This is a genomic window from Rhodoferax sp. GW822-FHT02D07 (assembly GCF_058802405.1).
On record NZ_JBXAOD010000011.1, the window covers coordinates 12,210 to 29,056 of the forward strand.

General features: G+C 62.9%; 15 protein-coding genes. 13 read left to right on the forward strand and 2 right to left on the reverse strand.

Translation table 11 applies throughout. The features are described 5' to 3' along the window. The first annotated feature begins 31 nt into the window (after nucleotides 1–31). From AC1RNN_RS19310 to AC1RNN_RS19365, 12 genes are all read left to right on the forward strand, one after another. Nucleotides 32–1,000, forward strand: coding sequence for a TRAP transporter substrate-binding protein (locus tag AC1RNN_RS19310; protein ID WP_493091378.1), 969 nt, complete (start codon nucleotides 32–34; stop codon nucleotides 998–1,000). 62 nt (nucleotides 1,001–1,062) lie between these two features. After that, complete coding sequence (locus AC1RNN_RS19315; RefSeq protein ID WP_493091377.1) at nucleotides 1,063–1,551, forward strand: TRAP transporter small permease; 489 nt, start codon at nucleotides 1,063–1,065, stop codon at nucleotides 1,549–1,551. Further along, nucleotides 1,542–2,834, forward strand: a complete 1,293-nt coding sequence (locus tag AC1RNN_RS19320; protein ID WP_493091376.1) for a TRAP transporter large permease — start codon at nucleotides 1,542–1,544, stop codon at nucleotides 2,832–2,834. The genes AC1RNN_RS19315 and AC1RNN_RS19320 overlap by 10 nt, the downstream gene beginning before the upstream one ends. 40 nt (nucleotides 2,835–2,874) lie before the next feature. Then, the gene (locus AC1RNN_RS19325) at nucleotides 2,875–3,834 is read left to right on the forward strand and encodes a Bug family tripartite tricarboxylate transporter substrate binding protein (protein WP_493091375.1); all 960 of its coding nucleotides are present in this window, start codon (nucleotides 2,875–2,877) and stop codon (nucleotides 3,832–3,834) included. 32 nt (nucleotides 3,835–3,866) lie between these two features. Further along, entirely contained in the window at nucleotides 3,867–5,411 is a 1,545-nt protein-coding gene (gene garD, locus AC1RNN_RS19330; RefSeq protein ID WP_493091373.1) for a galactarate dehydratase, read from the forward strand. A 36-nt stretch (nucleotides 5,412–5,447) separates the two neighbouring features. Next, nucleotides 5,448–6,230, forward strand: a complete 783-nt coding sequence (garL, locus tag AC1RNN_RS19335) for a 2-dehydro-3-deoxyglucarate aldolase (RefSeq protein ID WP_493091371.1) — start codon at nucleotides 5,448–5,450, stop codon at nucleotides 6,228–6,230. Between the two features lie 41 nt (nucleotides 6,231–6,271). Beyond that, entirely contained in the window at nucleotides 6,272–7,159 is an 888-nt protein-coding gene (locus AC1RNN_RS19340; protein WP_493091369.1) for a 2-hydroxy-3-oxopropionate reductase, read from the forward strand. A 4-nt stretch (nucleotides 7,160–7,163) separates the two neighbouring features. Further along, a complete protein-coding gene (locus AC1RNN_RS19345; RefSeq protein ID WP_493091368.1) occupies nucleotides 7,164–8,141 on the forward strand; it encodes a TRAP transporter substrate-binding protein in 978 nt (325 codons plus the stop codon). Between the two features lie 9 nt (nucleotides 8,142–8,150). Beyond that, complete coding sequence (locus tag AC1RNN_RS19350) at nucleotides 8,151–9,761, forward strand: methyl-accepting chemotaxis protein (RefSeq protein WP_493091367.1); 1,611 nt, start codon at nucleotides 8,151–8,153, stop codon at nucleotides 9,759–9,761. A gap of 105 nt (nucleotides 9,762–9,866) precedes the next feature. Next, entirely contained in the window at nucleotides 9,867–10,493 is a 627-nt protein-coding gene (locus AC1RNN_RS19355; protein WP_493091366.1) for a LysE family translocator, read from the forward strand. Nucleotides 10,494–10,587: 94 nt separating this feature from the next. Further along, nucleotides 10,588–11,097 carry a putative pterin-binding protein gene (locus AC1RNN_RS19360; protein ID WP_493091365.1) on the forward strand — a complete coding sequence of 170 codons (510 nt, stop codon included), beginning with the start codon at nucleotides 10,588–10,590 and terminating at the stop codon, nucleotides 11,095–11,097. Between the two features lie 40 nt (nucleotides 11,098–11,137). Continuing rightward, on the forward strand, nucleotides 11,138–14,059 hold the full coding sequence (locus tag AC1RNN_RS19365; protein ID WP_493091364.1) for an HD domain-containing phosphohydrolase: 2,922 nt from the start codon (nucleotides 11,138–11,140) through the stop codon (nucleotides 14,057–14,059). 41 nt (nucleotides 14,060–14,100) lie between these two features. Here AC1RNN_RS19365 and AC1RNN_RS19370 read toward each other — a convergent pair whose 3' ends face one another. Beyond that, nucleotides 14,101–15,333, reverse strand: a complete 1,233-nt coding sequence (locus AC1RNN_RS19370; protein WP_493091362.1) for a urate hydroxylase PuuD — start codon at nucleotides 15,331–15,333, stop codon at nucleotides 14,101–14,103. Between the two features lie 25 nt (nucleotides 15,334–15,358). Continuing rightward, nucleotides 15,359–16,183 (reverse strand): xanthine dehydrogenase accessory protein XdhC, encoded by an 825-nt coding sequence (gene xdhC / locus AC1RNN_RS19375; protein ID WP_493091361.1) that lies wholly within the window; start codon nucleotides 16,181–16,183, stop codon nucleotides 15,359–15,361. Between the two features lie 89 nt (nucleotides 16,184–16,272). Here xdhC and AC1RNN_RS19380 point away from each other — a divergent pair, with 89 nt between their 5' ends. After that, nucleotides 16,273–16,806 carry a hypothetical protein gene (locus tag AC1RNN_RS19380; RefSeq protein ID WP_493091359.1) on the forward strand — a complete coding sequence of 178 codons (534 nt, stop codon included), beginning with the start codon at nucleotides 16,273–16,275 and terminating at the stop codon, nucleotides 16,804–16,806. Nucleotides 16,807–16,847: the final 41 nt, after the last annotated feature.

The window sequence follows — 16,847 nt, forward strand, 5'->3', positions numbered from 1 at the left end:
CCCAACCATCCCATCAAAGAGGAGACAAGCAATGAAACTCGTACCTACCCTGCTGGCCACGGCCGCTGGCCTGCTGTGCATGGCGGCACAGGCCACTGAATTCAAGTCGGCCGACATCCACAACTCCGACGACTACCCCACCGTGACGGCCGTCAAGTTCATGAGCGACGAGCTCAAGAAGGCCAGCGGCGGCAAGCACAGCATCAAGGTGTTCAACAAGGGAGCCCTTGGCACCGAGAAGGAAACCATTGACCAGGTGAAGATCGGCGCGCTGGACATGGTGCGCGTGAACATCAGCCCCATGAACTCGGTCTGCGCCAAGACCAACATCCCGGTGCTGCCTTTCCTGTTCCGCTCGGTGGATCACCTGCACAAGGTGCTGGACGGCCCCATCGGCGAAGAAATTGCCAAGGACTGCGAAGCACAAGGCTTTGTGCTGCTGGCCTACTACGACTCCGGTGCGCGCTCCATTTACAGCAAGAAGCCTATCAAATCGGTGGCCGACACCAAGGGCTTGAAAATCCGCGTGCAGCAGTCTGACCTGTGGGTCGCCTTGACTGCGGCCATGGGCGCAAACCCTACCCCCATGCCTTTTGGTGAAGTGATGACTGCGCTTAAGACCGGCATCATTGATGCGGCGGAAAACAACTACCCCTCGTATGGCTCCGGTAGCCGCCACTTTGAAGCCGCCAAGTACTACAACAAGACCGAGCACTCCATGGCACCCGAAGTGCTGCTGTTCTCCAAGATCGCATGGGACAAGCTGCCCAAGGCGGAGCAGGACCAGATCCGCGCAGCAGCCAAGGCATCTGTGGGCTTTAACCGCACGGCCTGGGCTGCCTATGAGAAAAAAGAGTACGACATGGTGAAGGCCGCTGGCGTCGAGATCGTGGAAGTGGACAAAAAGTCCTTCCAGGACGTCATGGGGCCGGTGTACGACAAGTTCGCCAACACGCCTGACATGAAGCGCCTGGTGAAGGCCGTCCAAGACACCAAGTAAGCGTGTCCTCCAACACCCCGGCGGGGCCGCCGGGGTGTTTTCCCTTCTCACCGGAGCTGTTCATGTATACCCGCTTCTGTGCCACGCTCTCCAAGCTCAGTCTGATGCTTGCAGTGGCTGGCCTCATCGTGCTCATCGCTTGCGTGCAATACCAGGTTGTCGGGCGTTATGTCTTCAACGACACCCCCACCTGGGCCGAAGCGCTGGCCCTGTTGCTGGTGCTCTATATCACCGCGCTAGGCGTGGCCGTGGGCGTGCGTGACGCCGGGCACATTGGCCTCGACTCCATCATCAGCCTGTTGCCAGAAAGCCTGCGCCTGAAGCTGGAAGTCCTCATCCACGTACTGGTGGGCATCTTCGGTGCGCTCATGGCCTACAACGGTTACCTCTGGTCCGTCCTCAAGTGGAACGACCAGAAACCCATGCTGCCCATCCCCTCCAGCATGGACTATGTCCCCCTCGTGATCGCCGGTGTGCTGGTGGTGCTTTTTTCGATTGAACATGTGATCGCCCTGCTGCAGGGCAAGGAAGTGGTGCCAGCATGGAACTGATTGTCCTGGGTGTAAGTTTTGCGGTGCTGCTGCTGATCGGCGTGCCGGTCGGCTTTTCCGTCGGCCTGTCATCCGTGGCCACCATCATTGCCGCCGGCCTGCCCGTGGCCGTGGTGTTCCAGAAGATGGTGGGGGGCATGCAAGTGTTCTCCTTCCTGGCCATTCCCTTCTTCGTGTTCGCTGGTGAACTGATGCTGCATGGCGGCATTGCCCAGCGCATCGTGCGTTTTGCCAACAGCATGGTGGGCCACGTGCGCGGCGGCCTGGGCATGTCCAACGTGCTGGGTTGCACGCTGTTTGGCGGCGTCGCCGGCTCCCCGGTGGCCGACGTGTCGGCCATGGGCTCGGTGATGATTCCCATGATGAAAGAGGAAGGCTACGACACCGACTATGCGGTGAACGTGACCACCCACGCGTCTCTGGTTGGCGCGCTCATGCCCACCAGCCACAACCTCATCCTCTACACGCTAGCCACTGCGGGCATTGCCTCGGTCAGCGTGCTGGGCATGATCCTGGCCTGCATCGTGCCGGCCCTGCTGCTCACAGGCCTGAACCTGCTGGCCGCCTATGGCGTGGCCATCAAGCGCGGCTACCCCACACGCGGCGCCTTCGCCGGTTGGGGCGAGGTGGGTGTGAGCTTTGTCGCGGCACTGCCGGGACTGCTCATCATCGGCATCATCCTGGTCGGCATTCTTTCGGGCGTATTCACCGCCACCGAGTCTGCCGCCACCGCCGTGCTGTGGGCCCTGTTGATCACCGCTGTGGCCTACCGCTCGCTGTCCTGGAAGAACTTCATCAAGTCCTGCGCCAAGGCCTGCAAGACCACCGGTGTGGTGTTGTTCCTGATCGGCATCTCCAACGCGTTTGGCTACTTCCTCGCGATGTACGACGTTCCCGAACGCACCGGCGAGCTGATGAGCACCGTGACCCAGAACCCCTGGCTGATCTTTCTGATGATCAACGTGGCGCTCTTTGTGCTGGGCACCTTCCTGGATATGGCGCCCACGCTGCTGATCTGCACGCCCATCTTCCTGCCCATCGCGCAGAAGTTCGGCATGGACCCGGCCCAGTTCGGCGTGATGATGCTGCTGAACTGCGCACTGGGCCTCAACACCCCACCCGTGGGTACCACGCAAGCGGTGGGGTGTGCCATCGGCGGCATATCGGTGGGCGATGTCATGCGCACCATCCTGCCGTTCTACGGCGCATTGACAGCCTGCATGCTGCTCGTGACCTATGTGCCCGCGTTCTCGTTGTGGCTGCCCAACCTGATCCTGCACTAAGCCTCCCCCATACGCCGACTTCCACCTGAAGGAGAACCGCATGAAAAAGCAACTGATGACCCTGCTGCTGGCCGCTGGCGCATCCCTGAGCGCGCTGGCCTGGCCTGACAAGCCGATTACGCTCGTTGTGCCTTTCCCTCCGGGTGGGTCAACGGACCAGATCGCGCGCATCCTCTCGACCAAGATGGCCGAGAAGATGGGTGCTGGCGTGAGCTTCATCGTCGACAACAAAGCCGGCGCCACCGGCACCATAGGTGCCGCTCAGGTGGCGCGTGCGCCCGCCGACGGTCACACCCTGCTGGTCTCCTCGCTGGGCCCCTTCGTGATCGCGCCGCACCTCATCAAGGTGAATTACGACGCGCTCAAGGACCTGGACCCGCTCACCATCGCGGTGCAGGCCCCCAATGTTTTGGTCGTGCCTGCAGCCTCGGAGCGCAAGTCCCTGGCCGAGGTGATCACCTACCTGAAGGCCCACCCCGACAAGATGAGCTTTGCCTCGTCGGGCAACGGCAGCAGCGACCACCTCACGGCCGAGCTGTTCTGGCAACAGACCGGCACCAGCGGCGTGCACGTGCCCTACAAGGGCGGCGGCCCGGTGATGACGGACCTGCTGGGCAACCAGGTCGAGTCGTCCTTCATGAACATCAACACCGCCCTGCCCCAGATCAAGTCGGGCAAGTTGCGCGCCCTGGCCATCACCAGCGCCAAGCGCTCGCCGCTGCTGCCCGATGTGCCCACGCTGGAAGAAGGCGGCGTGAAAGACGCCAATGTGAACTCCTGGCAGGCCGTGGCCGCACCCAAGGGTTTGCCGGCCGACATCAAGAAGCGCCTGGTAGATGCCATCGTGGCCTCCATCAAGGACCCCACGGTCGCGCCCAAGCTGCAAGAGCTGGGCTTCGAGATCGTGCTCAACACGCCCGAGCAGTTCGCTGCCTTCCAGGCGATGGAGTTCGCGCGCTGGCAAAAGCTCATCACCTCTCGCAACATCAAGGCGGACTGAAACCCCTCGCCTGCCCTGCCTCTGTTTTCGCCATGACCACGCCCCCCCTCACCATCCGCATGCACGCGGCCGACAACGTGGCCATCGTCGCCAATGACGGTGGCCTGCCCGCGGGCACCGTGCTGGCCGATGGCCTCACACTGGTCGACCGTGTGCCGCAGGGCCACAAGGTGGCGCTGGTGGCCATCCCTCAGGACGCGGCCGTGCTGCGCTACAACGTGCCGATTGGCTACGCCCTGAAGGACATCCCGGCCGGTGCCTGGGTGCACGAACGCCTGCTGCACATGCCGGCTGCGCGCGCCCTCACCGACCTGCCGCAGGCCACGGCCCCGGCGTGGAACGCCGAGCCGCTGGAGGGCTATACCTTCGAGGGCTACCGCAATGCAGACGGCTCGGTGGGCACACGCAACATCCTGGCCATTACCACCACCGTGCAATGTGTGGCGGGTGTGGTGGACTTTGCGGTACAGCGCATCAAGGAGCAGCTGCTGCCGCGCTACCCGAATGTGGACGACGTGATCGGTATTGAGCATTCCTATGGCTGCGGTGTGGCCATCGATGCGCCCGACGCCATCATCCCCATTCGTACGCTGCGCAACATCTCCAAGAACCCGAACTTTGGCGGCGAGGTGATGGTGGTGAGCCTGGGCTGCGAGAAGCTGCAGCCCGAACGCCTGCTTCCGCCCGGCAGCATCCCGTTGGCGGCCGACGCGCCCCTGGACGTGGTGTGCCTACAGGCCGACAAACATGTAGGCTTCATGAGCATGATCGATTCGGTACTGGCCTCGGCCGTGCCGCATCTGGAGCGCCTGAACGCGCGCCAACGCGAGACTATTCCCGCCGGCGAACTGGTGGTGGGCGTGCAGTGCGGCGGCAGCGATGCCTTCTCCGGCGTCACGGCCAATCCGGCCGTGGGCTTCTGCACCGACCTGCTGGTGCGCGCCGGCGCTACCGTCATGTTTTCCGAAACCACCGAGGTGCGCGACGCCGTGGAGCAGATGACGGCCCGCGCCACCACGCCCGAGATCGCCCAGGCCATGGCACGCGAGATGGCTTGGTATGACGCCTACCTGGGCCGTGGCCAGGCGGACCGCAGCGCCAACACCACACCGGGCAACAAGGCCGGCGGCCTGTCCAACATCGTCGAGAAGGCCATGGGCTCCATCATCAAGTCCGGCACCGCGCCCATCAGCGGCGTGCTCTCGCCGGGCGAGAAGCTGCAGCACAAGGGCCTGCACTACGCCGCCACCCCGGCCAGCGACTTCATCTGCGGCACGCTGCAGCTGGCTGCCGGCATGAACCTGCATGTGTTCACCACCGGCCGCGGTACGCCTTACGGCCTGGCCGAGTGCCCCGTCATCAAGGTGGCCACGCGCACCGACCTGGCGCGCCGCTGGCACGACCTGATGGACGTGAACGCCGGCCGCATTGCCGACGGCCAGGCCAGCATCGAAGACGTGGGCTGGGAGCTGTTCCACCTGATGCTGGAAGTCGCCAGCGGCCGCAAGAAAACCTGGGCCGAGCACTGGAAGTTGCACAACTCCTTGGTGCTGTTCAACCCGGCACCCATTACCTGAACACCCCTGAACGACAGAATTTCTGAAGGCATCGCCATGACCTACCCCACCCCATACCGCCCTTTCCCCAACCAGTTCAAGAAAGACCTGCTGGCCGGCAAACGCCTAATCGGCTGCTGGTCGTCCCTGGCCAGCCCCATCACCGCCGAGGTGCTGGGCGTGGCCGGCTTTGACTGGATCCTCATGGACGGCGAGCACTCGCCCAATGATGTGGTCACCTTTGTGCCCCAGCTCATGGCGCTGAAGGACAGCGTGAGCGCGCCCTTTGTGCGCCCCACCAGCAACAACACGGTGGAAATCAAGCGCCTGCTGGACGCGGGTTTCTACAACTTCCTGATCCCATTTGTCGAGACCGCAGAAGAAGCCCAACGCGCGGTGGCCGCCACACGCTACCCGCCCGAGGGCATGCGCGGTGTGTCAGTGTCCCAGCGCAGCAACCGCTACGGCACGGTGGCCAACTACTTCCAGGAAGCCAACCAGCACATGTGCGTGGCCGTGCAGATTGAAAGCCGCGCCGGCGTGGCTGCCAGTGGCGACATTGCCGCACTGCCCGGTGTGGACTGCCTGTTTGTCGGCCCCTCGGACCTGGCCGCCGGCTACGGCCACCTGGGCAACGCCGCCCACCCCGAGGTGCAGGAAGCGATCGCCCATGTGTTTGCGCAGGCTAAGGCCCATAGCAAGCCCACCGGCATCCTGGCGCCGGTAGAGGCCGATGCCCGCCGCTACATGGACATGGGTGCCACCTTCGTGGCTGTGGGCAGCGACCTGGGCGTGTTCCGCTCGGCCACCCAGGCGCTCAAGGACCGCTACGCAGCCTAATTCTTGCAGCCTGAATTTTTCTTTTCATCACAAGCAACACTATGACCAGACTCGGATTTATTGGCCTGGGCATCATGGGCGCCCCCATGGCCGGCCACCTGCTGGCCGCCGGCCACACTGTCTACCTCAACACCCGCAGCGCCGTACCCACACAGCTGCTGGATGCTGGCGGCAAGGCTTGCGCCAATGCGCAGGAAGTCGCGCAAAAGGCCGACATCATCTTCCTCATGCTGCCGGACACACCAGATGTGGAGACCGTGCTGTTCGGCAAAAACGGCGTTGCAGCAGGCCTGAGCCAAGGCAAGACGGTGGTGGACATGAGCTCCATCTCGCCCATGGAGACCAAGGCCTTTGCGGCCAAGATCAACGCGCTGGGCTGCCAGTATGTGGACGCGCCCGTTTCGGGCGGTGAAGTGGGAGCCAAGGCGGCCAGCCTGACCATCATGGTGGGCGCCGAAGAGGCCACCTTTGCCACCGTGCTGCCGCTGCTGCAGAAGATGGGAAAAAACATCACCCTGGTGGGCAGCAATGGCGACGGCCAGACCTGCAAGGTGGCCAACCAGATCATCGTGGCGCTCAACATTGCCGCGGTGGGCGAGGCCCTGCTGTTTGCGAGCAAGGCCGGCGCCGACCCGGCCAAGGTGCGCCAGGCGCTGATGGGCGGCTTTGCGGCCTCGCGCATCCTGGAGGTGCATGGCGAGCGCATGGTCAAACGCACCTTCAACCCGGGCTTCCGCATCAACCTGCACCAGAAGGATTTGGCGCTGGCACTCAGCGGCGCCAAGTCCCTGGGCCTGGCGCTGCCGCAGACTGCCGGTGCCGCCCAGCTTATGCAGGTCTGCGCCGCCAACGGCATGGGCCAGCTCGATCACTCCGCCCTCGTGCGCGCCCTGGAAATCATGGGCGCACACGAAGTCGCACAGGCCTGACGCCATGGCGCGCCGCGCTCTCCTGGCCAGTGCGCTGGCCGGGTTGATCACACTCGCCGGTACCGCAGCCAGTGCGCAGACACAACTGCGCGCCTGGAACATCCACCCCGATGGCTACCCCGTCACTGAGGCGATGAAGCGCTTTGCCAGCCTGGTGGCACAAAACACCGGAGGGCGATACCAGATCACCGTGCACTCCAACGCCACGCTGGGCGACCAACCCAAGGCGGTGCAGATGCTCAAGGCCGGCGAGGTGGATGTGGCCGAGTTCAGCGCAGGTCCACTCTCGGACGCGGTGCCCGGCCTCAAGGCGCTGAACCTGCCTTTTCTGTTCAGCGACTCGGCCCATATGTTCAAGCACCTGGACGGCAAGCTCGGCGAGCGCTTTGCCGCCAAGCTCCAGGCCGCGGGCTTTGTGGTGGTGGGCTGGTATGACGGCGGCGCGCGTTCCTTTTACTGCGTGAACCGCAGCGTGGGCAGCTTCAAGGATCTGGCCGGTGCTCGCATCCGCGTGCAACAGTCCGAGGTTTATCTGGAGATGGTCAAACTCATGGACGCCACGCCCGTAGCCCTGCCCTTCAAGGACGTGCTGGGTGCGCTGGAAAAAGGCGATGTCGACTGCGCCGAAAACAATATGCCCTCGTTTGAGTCCACGGGGCATTACAAGATCGCCAAATCGGTCTATGTGACCAACCATGTGATTTCGCCCGAAGCCCTGGTGGTCTCCACCAAGCTCTGGGCCAGCCTGAGCCCGGCCGACAAGACGGCTTTCCAGAAGGCCGGCGCCGAATCGGCCCTGCTGATGCGCGAGCTCTGGGCCAAGCGCGTGGCCTCGGCCGTGGACACGGCCACCAAGCAGGGCGTCCAGTTTGTGCGCGTCAAGGACGTGGCGCCCATGGTGCGCCGCCTCGCCCCGCTCTACGGCAAGTACATGGCCGACCCCAGCACCCGCGAAGAGCTGCTCTCCATCATCGGCAACTAAGAGGTGCCCATGAACCGACTCACGATTTCCCAGCGCCTGCTGGTCGGCTTCGGCCTGCTCCTGTTGCAACTGCTCGTCATCGCCGGCATGGCCATGTTCAGCATGGCCAGTACCTCGCGCAGCCTGGGCAGCATCACCGAAGACATCGCGCCCCAGGTGGAAGCGGCCAACAAGATGTCGCAAGCCGTGGTGCAGGCGCTGTCTGCCGTGGGCAATATCGGCATCGTTACCGGCGCGGCCGATGTGGACCGCGAGTACGGCCTGCTCAAAAGCGCCTTCCAGAGCTACGAGACGCACGCCACCGCGCTGAGCAGCAAGGCCCAGGGCGGGCGCCTCGCGCCCCTGCTGCCGCAACTTGCGCAGAGCTACCAGGCCGCCAGCGCCTACTACCGCAGCACGCTGGAGAAGATAGGCGCCAGCGGTACCGCGCAAGACGCGGCCATCGTGATCCGCATGGAGGTGCGCGCCAACCAGGAGCCCTGGGCCAAGGCCCAGGCCCAGTGGCAGAAAGACATGCGCACGCTGCAGGACGAACTGGCTCAGGTCATCGACACCGAGCAGCAATCTGTACGCGCGCAGAACCAGCGCGGCCTGGCCATCCTGCTGGTGGCTGTCACCGTGGCGGTGCTATTTGGCGCGCTGGCCACCTGGCTCATTACTGGCTCCATCCGCGCGCCCCTGCGCCAGGCCGTGACCCAGTCCGAGCACCTGGCCGAAGGCAAACTCACCCAATCATTTGCCAGCCAATCGCACGACGAGATTGCCAACCTGCTGCGCAGCATGGAGGCCATGCGCCTGCGCTGGAGCGCCACCGTGACCGAGCTGCGCGACGCCTCGCGCAACATCCACATCGCCTCCTCCGAAATCTCGGGCGGCAATACCGACCTGGCCAACCGCACCGAACGCATGTCGGCCGAGCTGCAAAAGGCGGCTGGCGAAACTGGCGAACTCATCCACACGTTGCGCGAGGCCATGCAGACCGCGCAAAGCGCCCGCAAGGAAGCCGTGGCTGCGGCCGATGTAGCGGCCAAGGGCGCCGAGGTGGTCTCCGGCGTGGTGCGCACCATGCAGGAGATCGACCAGAGCTCCAAGAAGATCGAGGCCATCATCTCCGTCATCGACGGCATCGCCTTCCAGACCAATATCCTCGCGCTCAATGCCGCGGTGGAGGCCGCACGTGCGGGCGAACAGGGCCGCGGCTTTGCCGTGGTGGCGTCGGAAGTGCGCAGCCTGGCCGGGCGCTCCGCCGAAGCGGCCAAGGAGATCAAGCACCTCATCAGCAGCTCGGTCGAGAAGATCGAGTCGGGCGCCGTCCTGGTCAACAACGCGGGCCTCACCATGGCCGAGATCCAGCGCACGGTGACCAATGTGTCCGAACTCATACAGACCGTGGCCGACAACTCAGTGCAGCAGGAAGCGCGCGCCAGCCTGGTAAGCAATGCCGTGGTGGACCTCAACGATGTGACACAGAAGAACGCGGCCCTCGTCGAAGAAGTAGCGGCCACGGCCGAAAGCCTCAAGCAGCAGACCCAGCGGCTCAACGGTCTGGTGGATTTCTTCCAGGTCGAGGGCACACCCGCCTTGGCGCTGGGAACCACGCCCCGACTAGCCTTGGCTTGACGCACCCGCAGCCGATGGCCGCGCAGCCACCCAATTCGCCGGCGCTTCCGGGGTTTGGGCTAGGATGGACGCCCCTGCCACCTGCGCCCCTATTGCCTCCGCACCATGCTGACCCTGCAAATCACCCTCACCTTCTTCGCCACCTCGGTCCTGTTGGCCCTCTCCCCCGGGCCGGACAATGTTTTCGTGCTGCTGCACTCGGCCGTGCATGGCCGGCGTGCGGGCCTGCTGGTGGTTTTGGGGCTGTGTACCGGTCTGCTGTTCCACACGGCCGCCGTGGCCCTGGGCTTGGCGGCCCTGTTTGCCGCGTCGGCCACAGCCTTCACGGCGCTCAAGCTCATGGGCGCGGGCTATTTGGTGTGGCTGGCCTGGGGGGCCTGGAATGCCCCAGTTGGCATCCATGAGGAAGCTAGCAGCGCTCCCATGAGCGCGGCGCAGACCTATGGCCGTGGTGTGCTGATGAACATCACCAATCCCAAGGTGGCCATTTTCTTCCTGGCCTTCCTGCCGCAGTTCGCCGATCCGGCCCGTGGCCCGGTGGCGCTGCAGATCGTCGCGCTGGGTGGCGTGTTCATCGCCGCTGCCCTGCTCACCTTCAGCATCATCGCCTGGTTCGCCGCCGGCTTTGGCCAGGTGTTCAAGCGTTCCCTGCGCGCCCAGCGCGTGCTGAACCGCATCGCCAGTGTGGTGTTTGTGGGGCTTGCGCTGCGCCTGGCGACGGCACAGCGATAGGAAAGTCGCCCCAAATCTGCTGTCAGGCGATCGCTGCAATTCATCGCTATCATGGTCTTGAAACAATAGCAGTCCGTTCCAACAGGGGGGGCGTATGTACAAACTAGTTCGCTTCATGGTCGCCGTGGGAACAGCCGCCTTTGGTTTTCTGGCGTTCTCTGCACACGCGCTGGATGGACCACAAGGTCCGGTAGTTCTAACGGTGAGCGGCAAGATCGCCCAAACCAACCAGGATGGTAAAGCCGTGCTGGACATGGCCGCATTGCGAGCCCTCCCCCAAACGACATTCACCACCGAAACCGCTTGGGACAAGCGGCCCGTCAAATTTTCTGGTCCGCTGCTACGCGACGTGCTTCGGTTGCTGCAAAGTTCCGGCTCAGAGCTGAAGGCAGTGGCTGTGAACGACTATGCCGTCTCCATCCCGGCAGACGACGCACAGAAATTTGACCTGATCATTGCAACGCGCATGAATGACCGGGATATTCCACCGCGTACCAAGGGCCCGCTGTTTGTTGTCTACCCTTTCAGCAGCAACCCCATCTTGAAAGACAAGGTATACCAGGAGCGGTCGATCTGGCAACTCAAGGCCATCGAGATCAAGTAGACACCTCTTGATCACCAGCACCGTTTGACAGGGAGCCGGCGTGAATCCATCGATCTCGGGCGTTGCCCAACCTCAAACTTCCGAGTCTCAGCGCGGATTCCCCATTGGGCTGTTGATTTCCCTGGGCGTGATCGTCAGCATGTTGCTGGTGGCAACCACCATCCTGGTACTGGGATGGAATAGTGCGAGATCAGCCTTGATTGATACGGCCGAGCGCACCGCCAACGACACCAGCCAACTCATCAACGCACGGGCCCGCGTGCTTCTGGAGCCCACCCAATCCACACTACGGCAAGTTTCCTTTGACCCGCTCGTCGACGCGCAAACCCTGCAGCAGCGGATAGATCGTCTCTATGTTCTGTCCGAAGAGTTGACCGTCAACCCCATGATTTCCGCAATCTATGTGGGCTACGAGAATGGGGAGTTCCTGCTGGCGAGGCCGCTGGACACTGCTTCCGTACGGGAACGCTTCAAGGCCCCGGGTGGCGCAAATTTCATGGTTCAGGCACGCACGCGCCAGAAGAACGGGAAAATCGTTGGCGAATACATCTTCTTTGATGCCGACTCCATCATTGAAGAGCGGCGGACCATCCCCGAGTACCAGTTTGATCCCAGGGAGCGCCCTTGGTACAAGGCGGCCAATGAGACCACCGAGAGCGTGTTGTCATCGCCCTACGTTTTCTTCAGCACCCAGCAAGTGGGTGTCACACTGAGCCGGCTGTCGCGCAGCGGCAAATCCGTCGTGGGCATTGACATGGTGCTGGACGACATCAGCACCACGTTGGGGACGCTCAAGCTCAGCAAGAATTCCGAACTGGCTCTGGTCAACAACCAAAACGAGATTCTCGCCTACCCCGAGATGGGCCGGGTTCTGCTACGAGGAACCGACGGCTTTACGTTCAAGAAGGTGTCAGAGTTCGACAGCCCCCCACTGCAAAAACTGCAGGCCGCGGACCCTGTCCCCGGAAAAGTGCAGTTCTTTGACGTGGCGGGAGTGGAGACCTTGGGCATCAAGCTCCCATTCGATATCTGGGCGGGCACGGAAATGCACTTGCTCATTACCGCACCTGTAGAGGACCTTCTGGGCGACTTGCCCCAAAAACGCCGATCCATTCTTTGGACCATTGCTGTGCTGCTGGCCATACTGTTGCCCATGGGTTGGTGGGCAGGTTCGCGCATAGGCCACTCCCTGGATAGCCTGGGTACGTTGGCGAGACGAATCGGACATTTCGACTTTTCAAGTCAAGACAAGCGAGAGTCCCGCATCAAGGAGGTCAACGACCTCAACGATGTGATGCTCGGAATGAGCTACACGATTCAAAGTTTTCTGCAGTTAAGTCAGCGCATGGCCGCCGAACCGGACATGGAAAAAATGCTGCACGCGGTGTTGAAACAGCTAGTGACCGCGACCCGCTGTTCCGATGCCGCCGTGTTCCTGTGGAATGCAGACGCTCACCGCATGTCCCTGCACACCGTGGTGGGCGATGACAAATCCAAGTTTGAGGAAAGCTTTGCCTATGGCCCAGAACGGCATCCTCGTGCGGCCTCCCGAACTATCAAGAACGGCGAGTTGCAATTGGAATTGGAGCTCAGAGGGCGCAATGGACACCTCCAGGGAATTTTGGCGCTGGTCCATCCCATGGACTCCGCCCACATCGAGTCAGCGTTCCTGGAATTCGCGCGCCAGCTCTCCGGTAGCCTGGCCGTATCCATCGAGACGCGCCAGCTGATCGAAGCCCAGAAGAACCTTCTGGACGCGGTCATCCGCTTGATGGCCGACGCCATTGACGCGAAAAGCCCCTACACCGGAGGCCACTGTGAGCGGGTGCCAGAGTTGGCGTCCATGCTGGTGGATCGTTTGGTAGCCGAAAAACAGGGCCGCTACGCTGACTTCCGCATGACCGAGGATGAGCGCTACGAGTTTTACCTGGGAGCCTGGTTGCATGACTGCGGAAAGGTCACCAGCCCAGAGCACATTGTGGACAAGGCGACGAAGCTGGAAGTGATCTACAACCGCATTCACGAGATCAGAATGCGATTCGAGGTTCTGTGGCGCGATGCCGAGATCGCCCACCTGCAGCGCGTGGCAGCCGGCAACCCGGAAGACGTTTCGCAGGCCACCCGCGACGCACAACATCAGCAGCTCAGAGACGACTTCGCGTTTGTGGCCGAATGCAATGTGGGCGGAGAGTTCATGGCCGATGCTGCGCTTGATCGTCTGAAAACGATTGCCGCACTGACATGGCAACGCCACTTTGATGACAGCTTGGGACTGGCGTCCGAAGAAGCACGACGAGTGAATGCTTCGCGCACAGAACAACCGAGCTTGCCTGCTACCGAACAACTTTTGGCGGACCGCGCCGATCACGTGGTGCCCTGGGAGGGCAGGCGCCCCCCGGTCGAAAAGGGGGACCCGGCCAACATCTACGGCTTCGACATGAAGCTCCCCAAGAACAAGCAAAACATGGGCGAGCTCTACAACCTCTCGATTCGACGGGGAACGCTGACGGAAGAGGATCGCTTCAAAATCAATGACCACATCGTGCAGACCTACATCATGCTGCGCGGGCTACCCTGGCCGCAGGCCCTGAAACGCGTCCCGGAGATCGCAGCCACCCACCACGAGAAGGTGGATGGCAAGGGCTACCCGCGTTGCCTAGGCGCTGATCAACTGACCGTGATTGACAGGGTGATGGCGCTTGCAGATATTTTCGAGGCGCTCACTGCGGCCGACCGCCCCTACAAGGCCCCGAAGACTCTCACAGAGTCCTTGCGCATCATGGCCTTCATGTGCAAAGACCAACACCTGGACGTTGATCTGTTCCGCTACTTCCTCCACAGCCATCTGTGGCACGACTATGCGCAACGCTTCATGCACACCGACCAGATCGACACCGTGGATGTCGCGGCCATCGAAAAACTGCTGCCAGCGCCATCACAGCCCAACGCGATTGCGGTCTGATCGCGGGCATGCTCAGCTGGATGCCGATACCAGCTCCGCGGCTACTGCACGCTGGCCCCAGCCTCGAACCAGCGCTTGAACAAATCGCGCTCCGCATCGGTGATGTTGGTGGCGTTGCTCATGGGCATGATCTTGGTCACGACCACCTGCTGGTAGACGGCCTGCGCATGGCTGGCCAGGCCCTGGGGTGAATCCAAGCGCACATTTTTCATTTGCACGGCCTCGCCATGGCACATATAGCAGCGCTGGGCCAGAACCGGCTGCATTTCTTTATAACCAATTGTGGCGCTAGCCTCGGTAGAAACTGCGCTAGCAGCTCCTGAATTAGGAGCAGATTCCGGCTGCGGCGCCGGCTTGAGCCAGACCAGCAAACCAAGTATGGCAACCAAGCCCACGGCGGCATAGGGCCAGGGATGCTTGTTGCGGCCGAGCTTGAAGCCGTGGCGCAATACGAAGAACTGGCGGATGGCGGCACCCGCGAACATCAAGGCGATGAGCACCAGCCAGTTCTGCGGGTGGCTGTAGGTAAAGCTGTAGTGGTTGCTGAGCATGGCAAACAACACTGGCAGCGTGAAGTAGGTGTTGTGCACGCTGCGCTGCTTGCCGCGCCAGCCGTGGATGGGGTCCACCGGTTCGCCAGCCTTGATGCTGGCGACCATCTTGCGCTGGCCGGGAATGATCCAGTGCGCCACGTTGGCTGTCATGGTGGTGGCCAGCATGGCACCAATCAGCAAGAAGGCTGCGCGGCCCGCAAACCAGTGGCAGGCCAGCCAGGACGCAATGCACACCAGCACAGCCACACCCAGGCCCACGATGGCGTCACCGTTCTTGCCCCGGCCAAAGCGGCGGCAAATCTGGTCATACGCCAGCCAGAACACCACCAGGAAGCCAATTGCCACGGCAATGGCCGCATGCGGGTGCCAGGCTTTGACCGAGGCGTCGATCAGGTAGGTGCGCGCATTCCACAGGTAGGACACCGCGAACAGCGAGAAGCCGGTCAGCCAGGTGGTGTAACTCTCCCAGTAAAACCAGTGCAGGTTCTCCGGCAGCTTGGGCGGCGCACCGGCAAACTTCACCGGGTGGTAGAAGCCTCCGCCATGCACGGCCCAGAGTTCGCCGCTCACACCTTGTTTCTTCAGGTCTTCGTCTTCGGGCGGCGTGAGGCTGCTGTCCAGAAACACGAAGTAGAAGGACGACCCGATCCAGGCGATGGCGGTGATGACATGCACCCAGCGCAAGAGCAGGTTGGCCCAGTCGAGTAAGTAGCTTTCCATGCGATGGTTCTCCTAGGGATTCAGGTCAGGCCGCAGCCTGAGGTTCGTTGTCTTGGACTTGCAAGAGTTGGGCCGCCACGGCCACGGCAATCACCTCGGGGCGCTTGTCACGGATACCGGGCACACCGATGGGGCAGGTAATGTGGGCCAACTCGGCCTCGGTGAAGCCACGCGCCTCCAGCCGGTGGCGGAAAGTAGCCCACTTGGTGTGGCTGCCAATGAGTCCGATGTAGGGCAGGTCGCCTTGCATCCGCTGGCGCGTGAGGCAGGCGATGACGATGTCCAGGTCTTCGGCGTGGCTGAAGCTCATGATCAGCACTCGCGATTGCGGCGCCAGGCTGGCCACTGCGGCCTGCACCGGCTCGGAATGCTCGCAGCGCACATTATCCGGGCGCTGGTCGGGAAAGATGCCGTCACGGCTGTCGATCCAGTCCACGGCAAAAGGCAACCGACCCAGCACGTCCATCAGCGCCTGGCCCACATGGCCGCCACCAAACAGGGCCAGCGGTGTCTGCGGCGGGCGCAGACGCTGGCGCAGGGCCTCGCGGTCTGCCGTGCCCACGCGTTCAAACTGCAGATGCACCTCGCCACCGCAGCATTGCCCCAGGCTGGGGCCCAGGGCATAACGCTCGGTAAAAGGCGCGCCCCCGATTTGCAACAAATGATTGCGTGCAGCGGCAATGGCGTCCAGCTCCAGCCGCCCGCCGCCTACCGTGCCGATCACATGGTCGGCAAACACGGCCATCCAGGCGCCCGCTTCGCGCGGCACCGAGCCGCGGCTGCTGCGCACTTGCACCAGCACGGCGTCCGAAGTCGCAAGCTGCTCCAGAAGCTGGGCCAGCCACTTCACAATCGGATACCTTTTGTGCGGGCGCGGCATGCGCTGCGGCCATAATTTGCACCACAGTAGCTCGGCAACGTACCGGTTGGAGACATAGCATGCAAAGTATTTCGTTCCTGCGCCCCCGCGCAGCATCCTGGAAGCAGGGGATGGTTGGAGTCCTGCTGGTGGCGCTTGCAGGCTGCTCCAGCCCGCCGCCCAAACCGGCTGCACCGCCACCGGCCGCAACCGCGCCCACCGCACCGCCGGCCGTGGTCATCATTCCGCCACCCGCCAGCGAGCCGCTGTTGCGCTCCCAAGCGCCCACGCCGCGCGACTACCGGCGCGACGCTGCCACCCACCTTTATGCCCGCAACACCGACCGCATCTGGGCCGGCAAGCTGCCGCCGCTGCTCTACGCCGTGGGGGTGCTGCAAGTGGACATTGACCGCATGGGCTATGTGACAGACATCCGCTGGATGCGTGCACCCACCCAGGCACCCGAAGTGATGGCTGAGATTGAGCGCACCGTGCGCCTGGCCGCGCCCTACCCCGCACCAGTGCGCATGGGCAAGGTGACCTACACGGACACCTGGCTGTGGCACAAGAGCGGGCGTTTTCAACTCGATACCCTCACAGAAGGCCAACTTTAGCCCCCACGCTCCACCGCTGCGCGGGTCACTGCCCCCCAAGG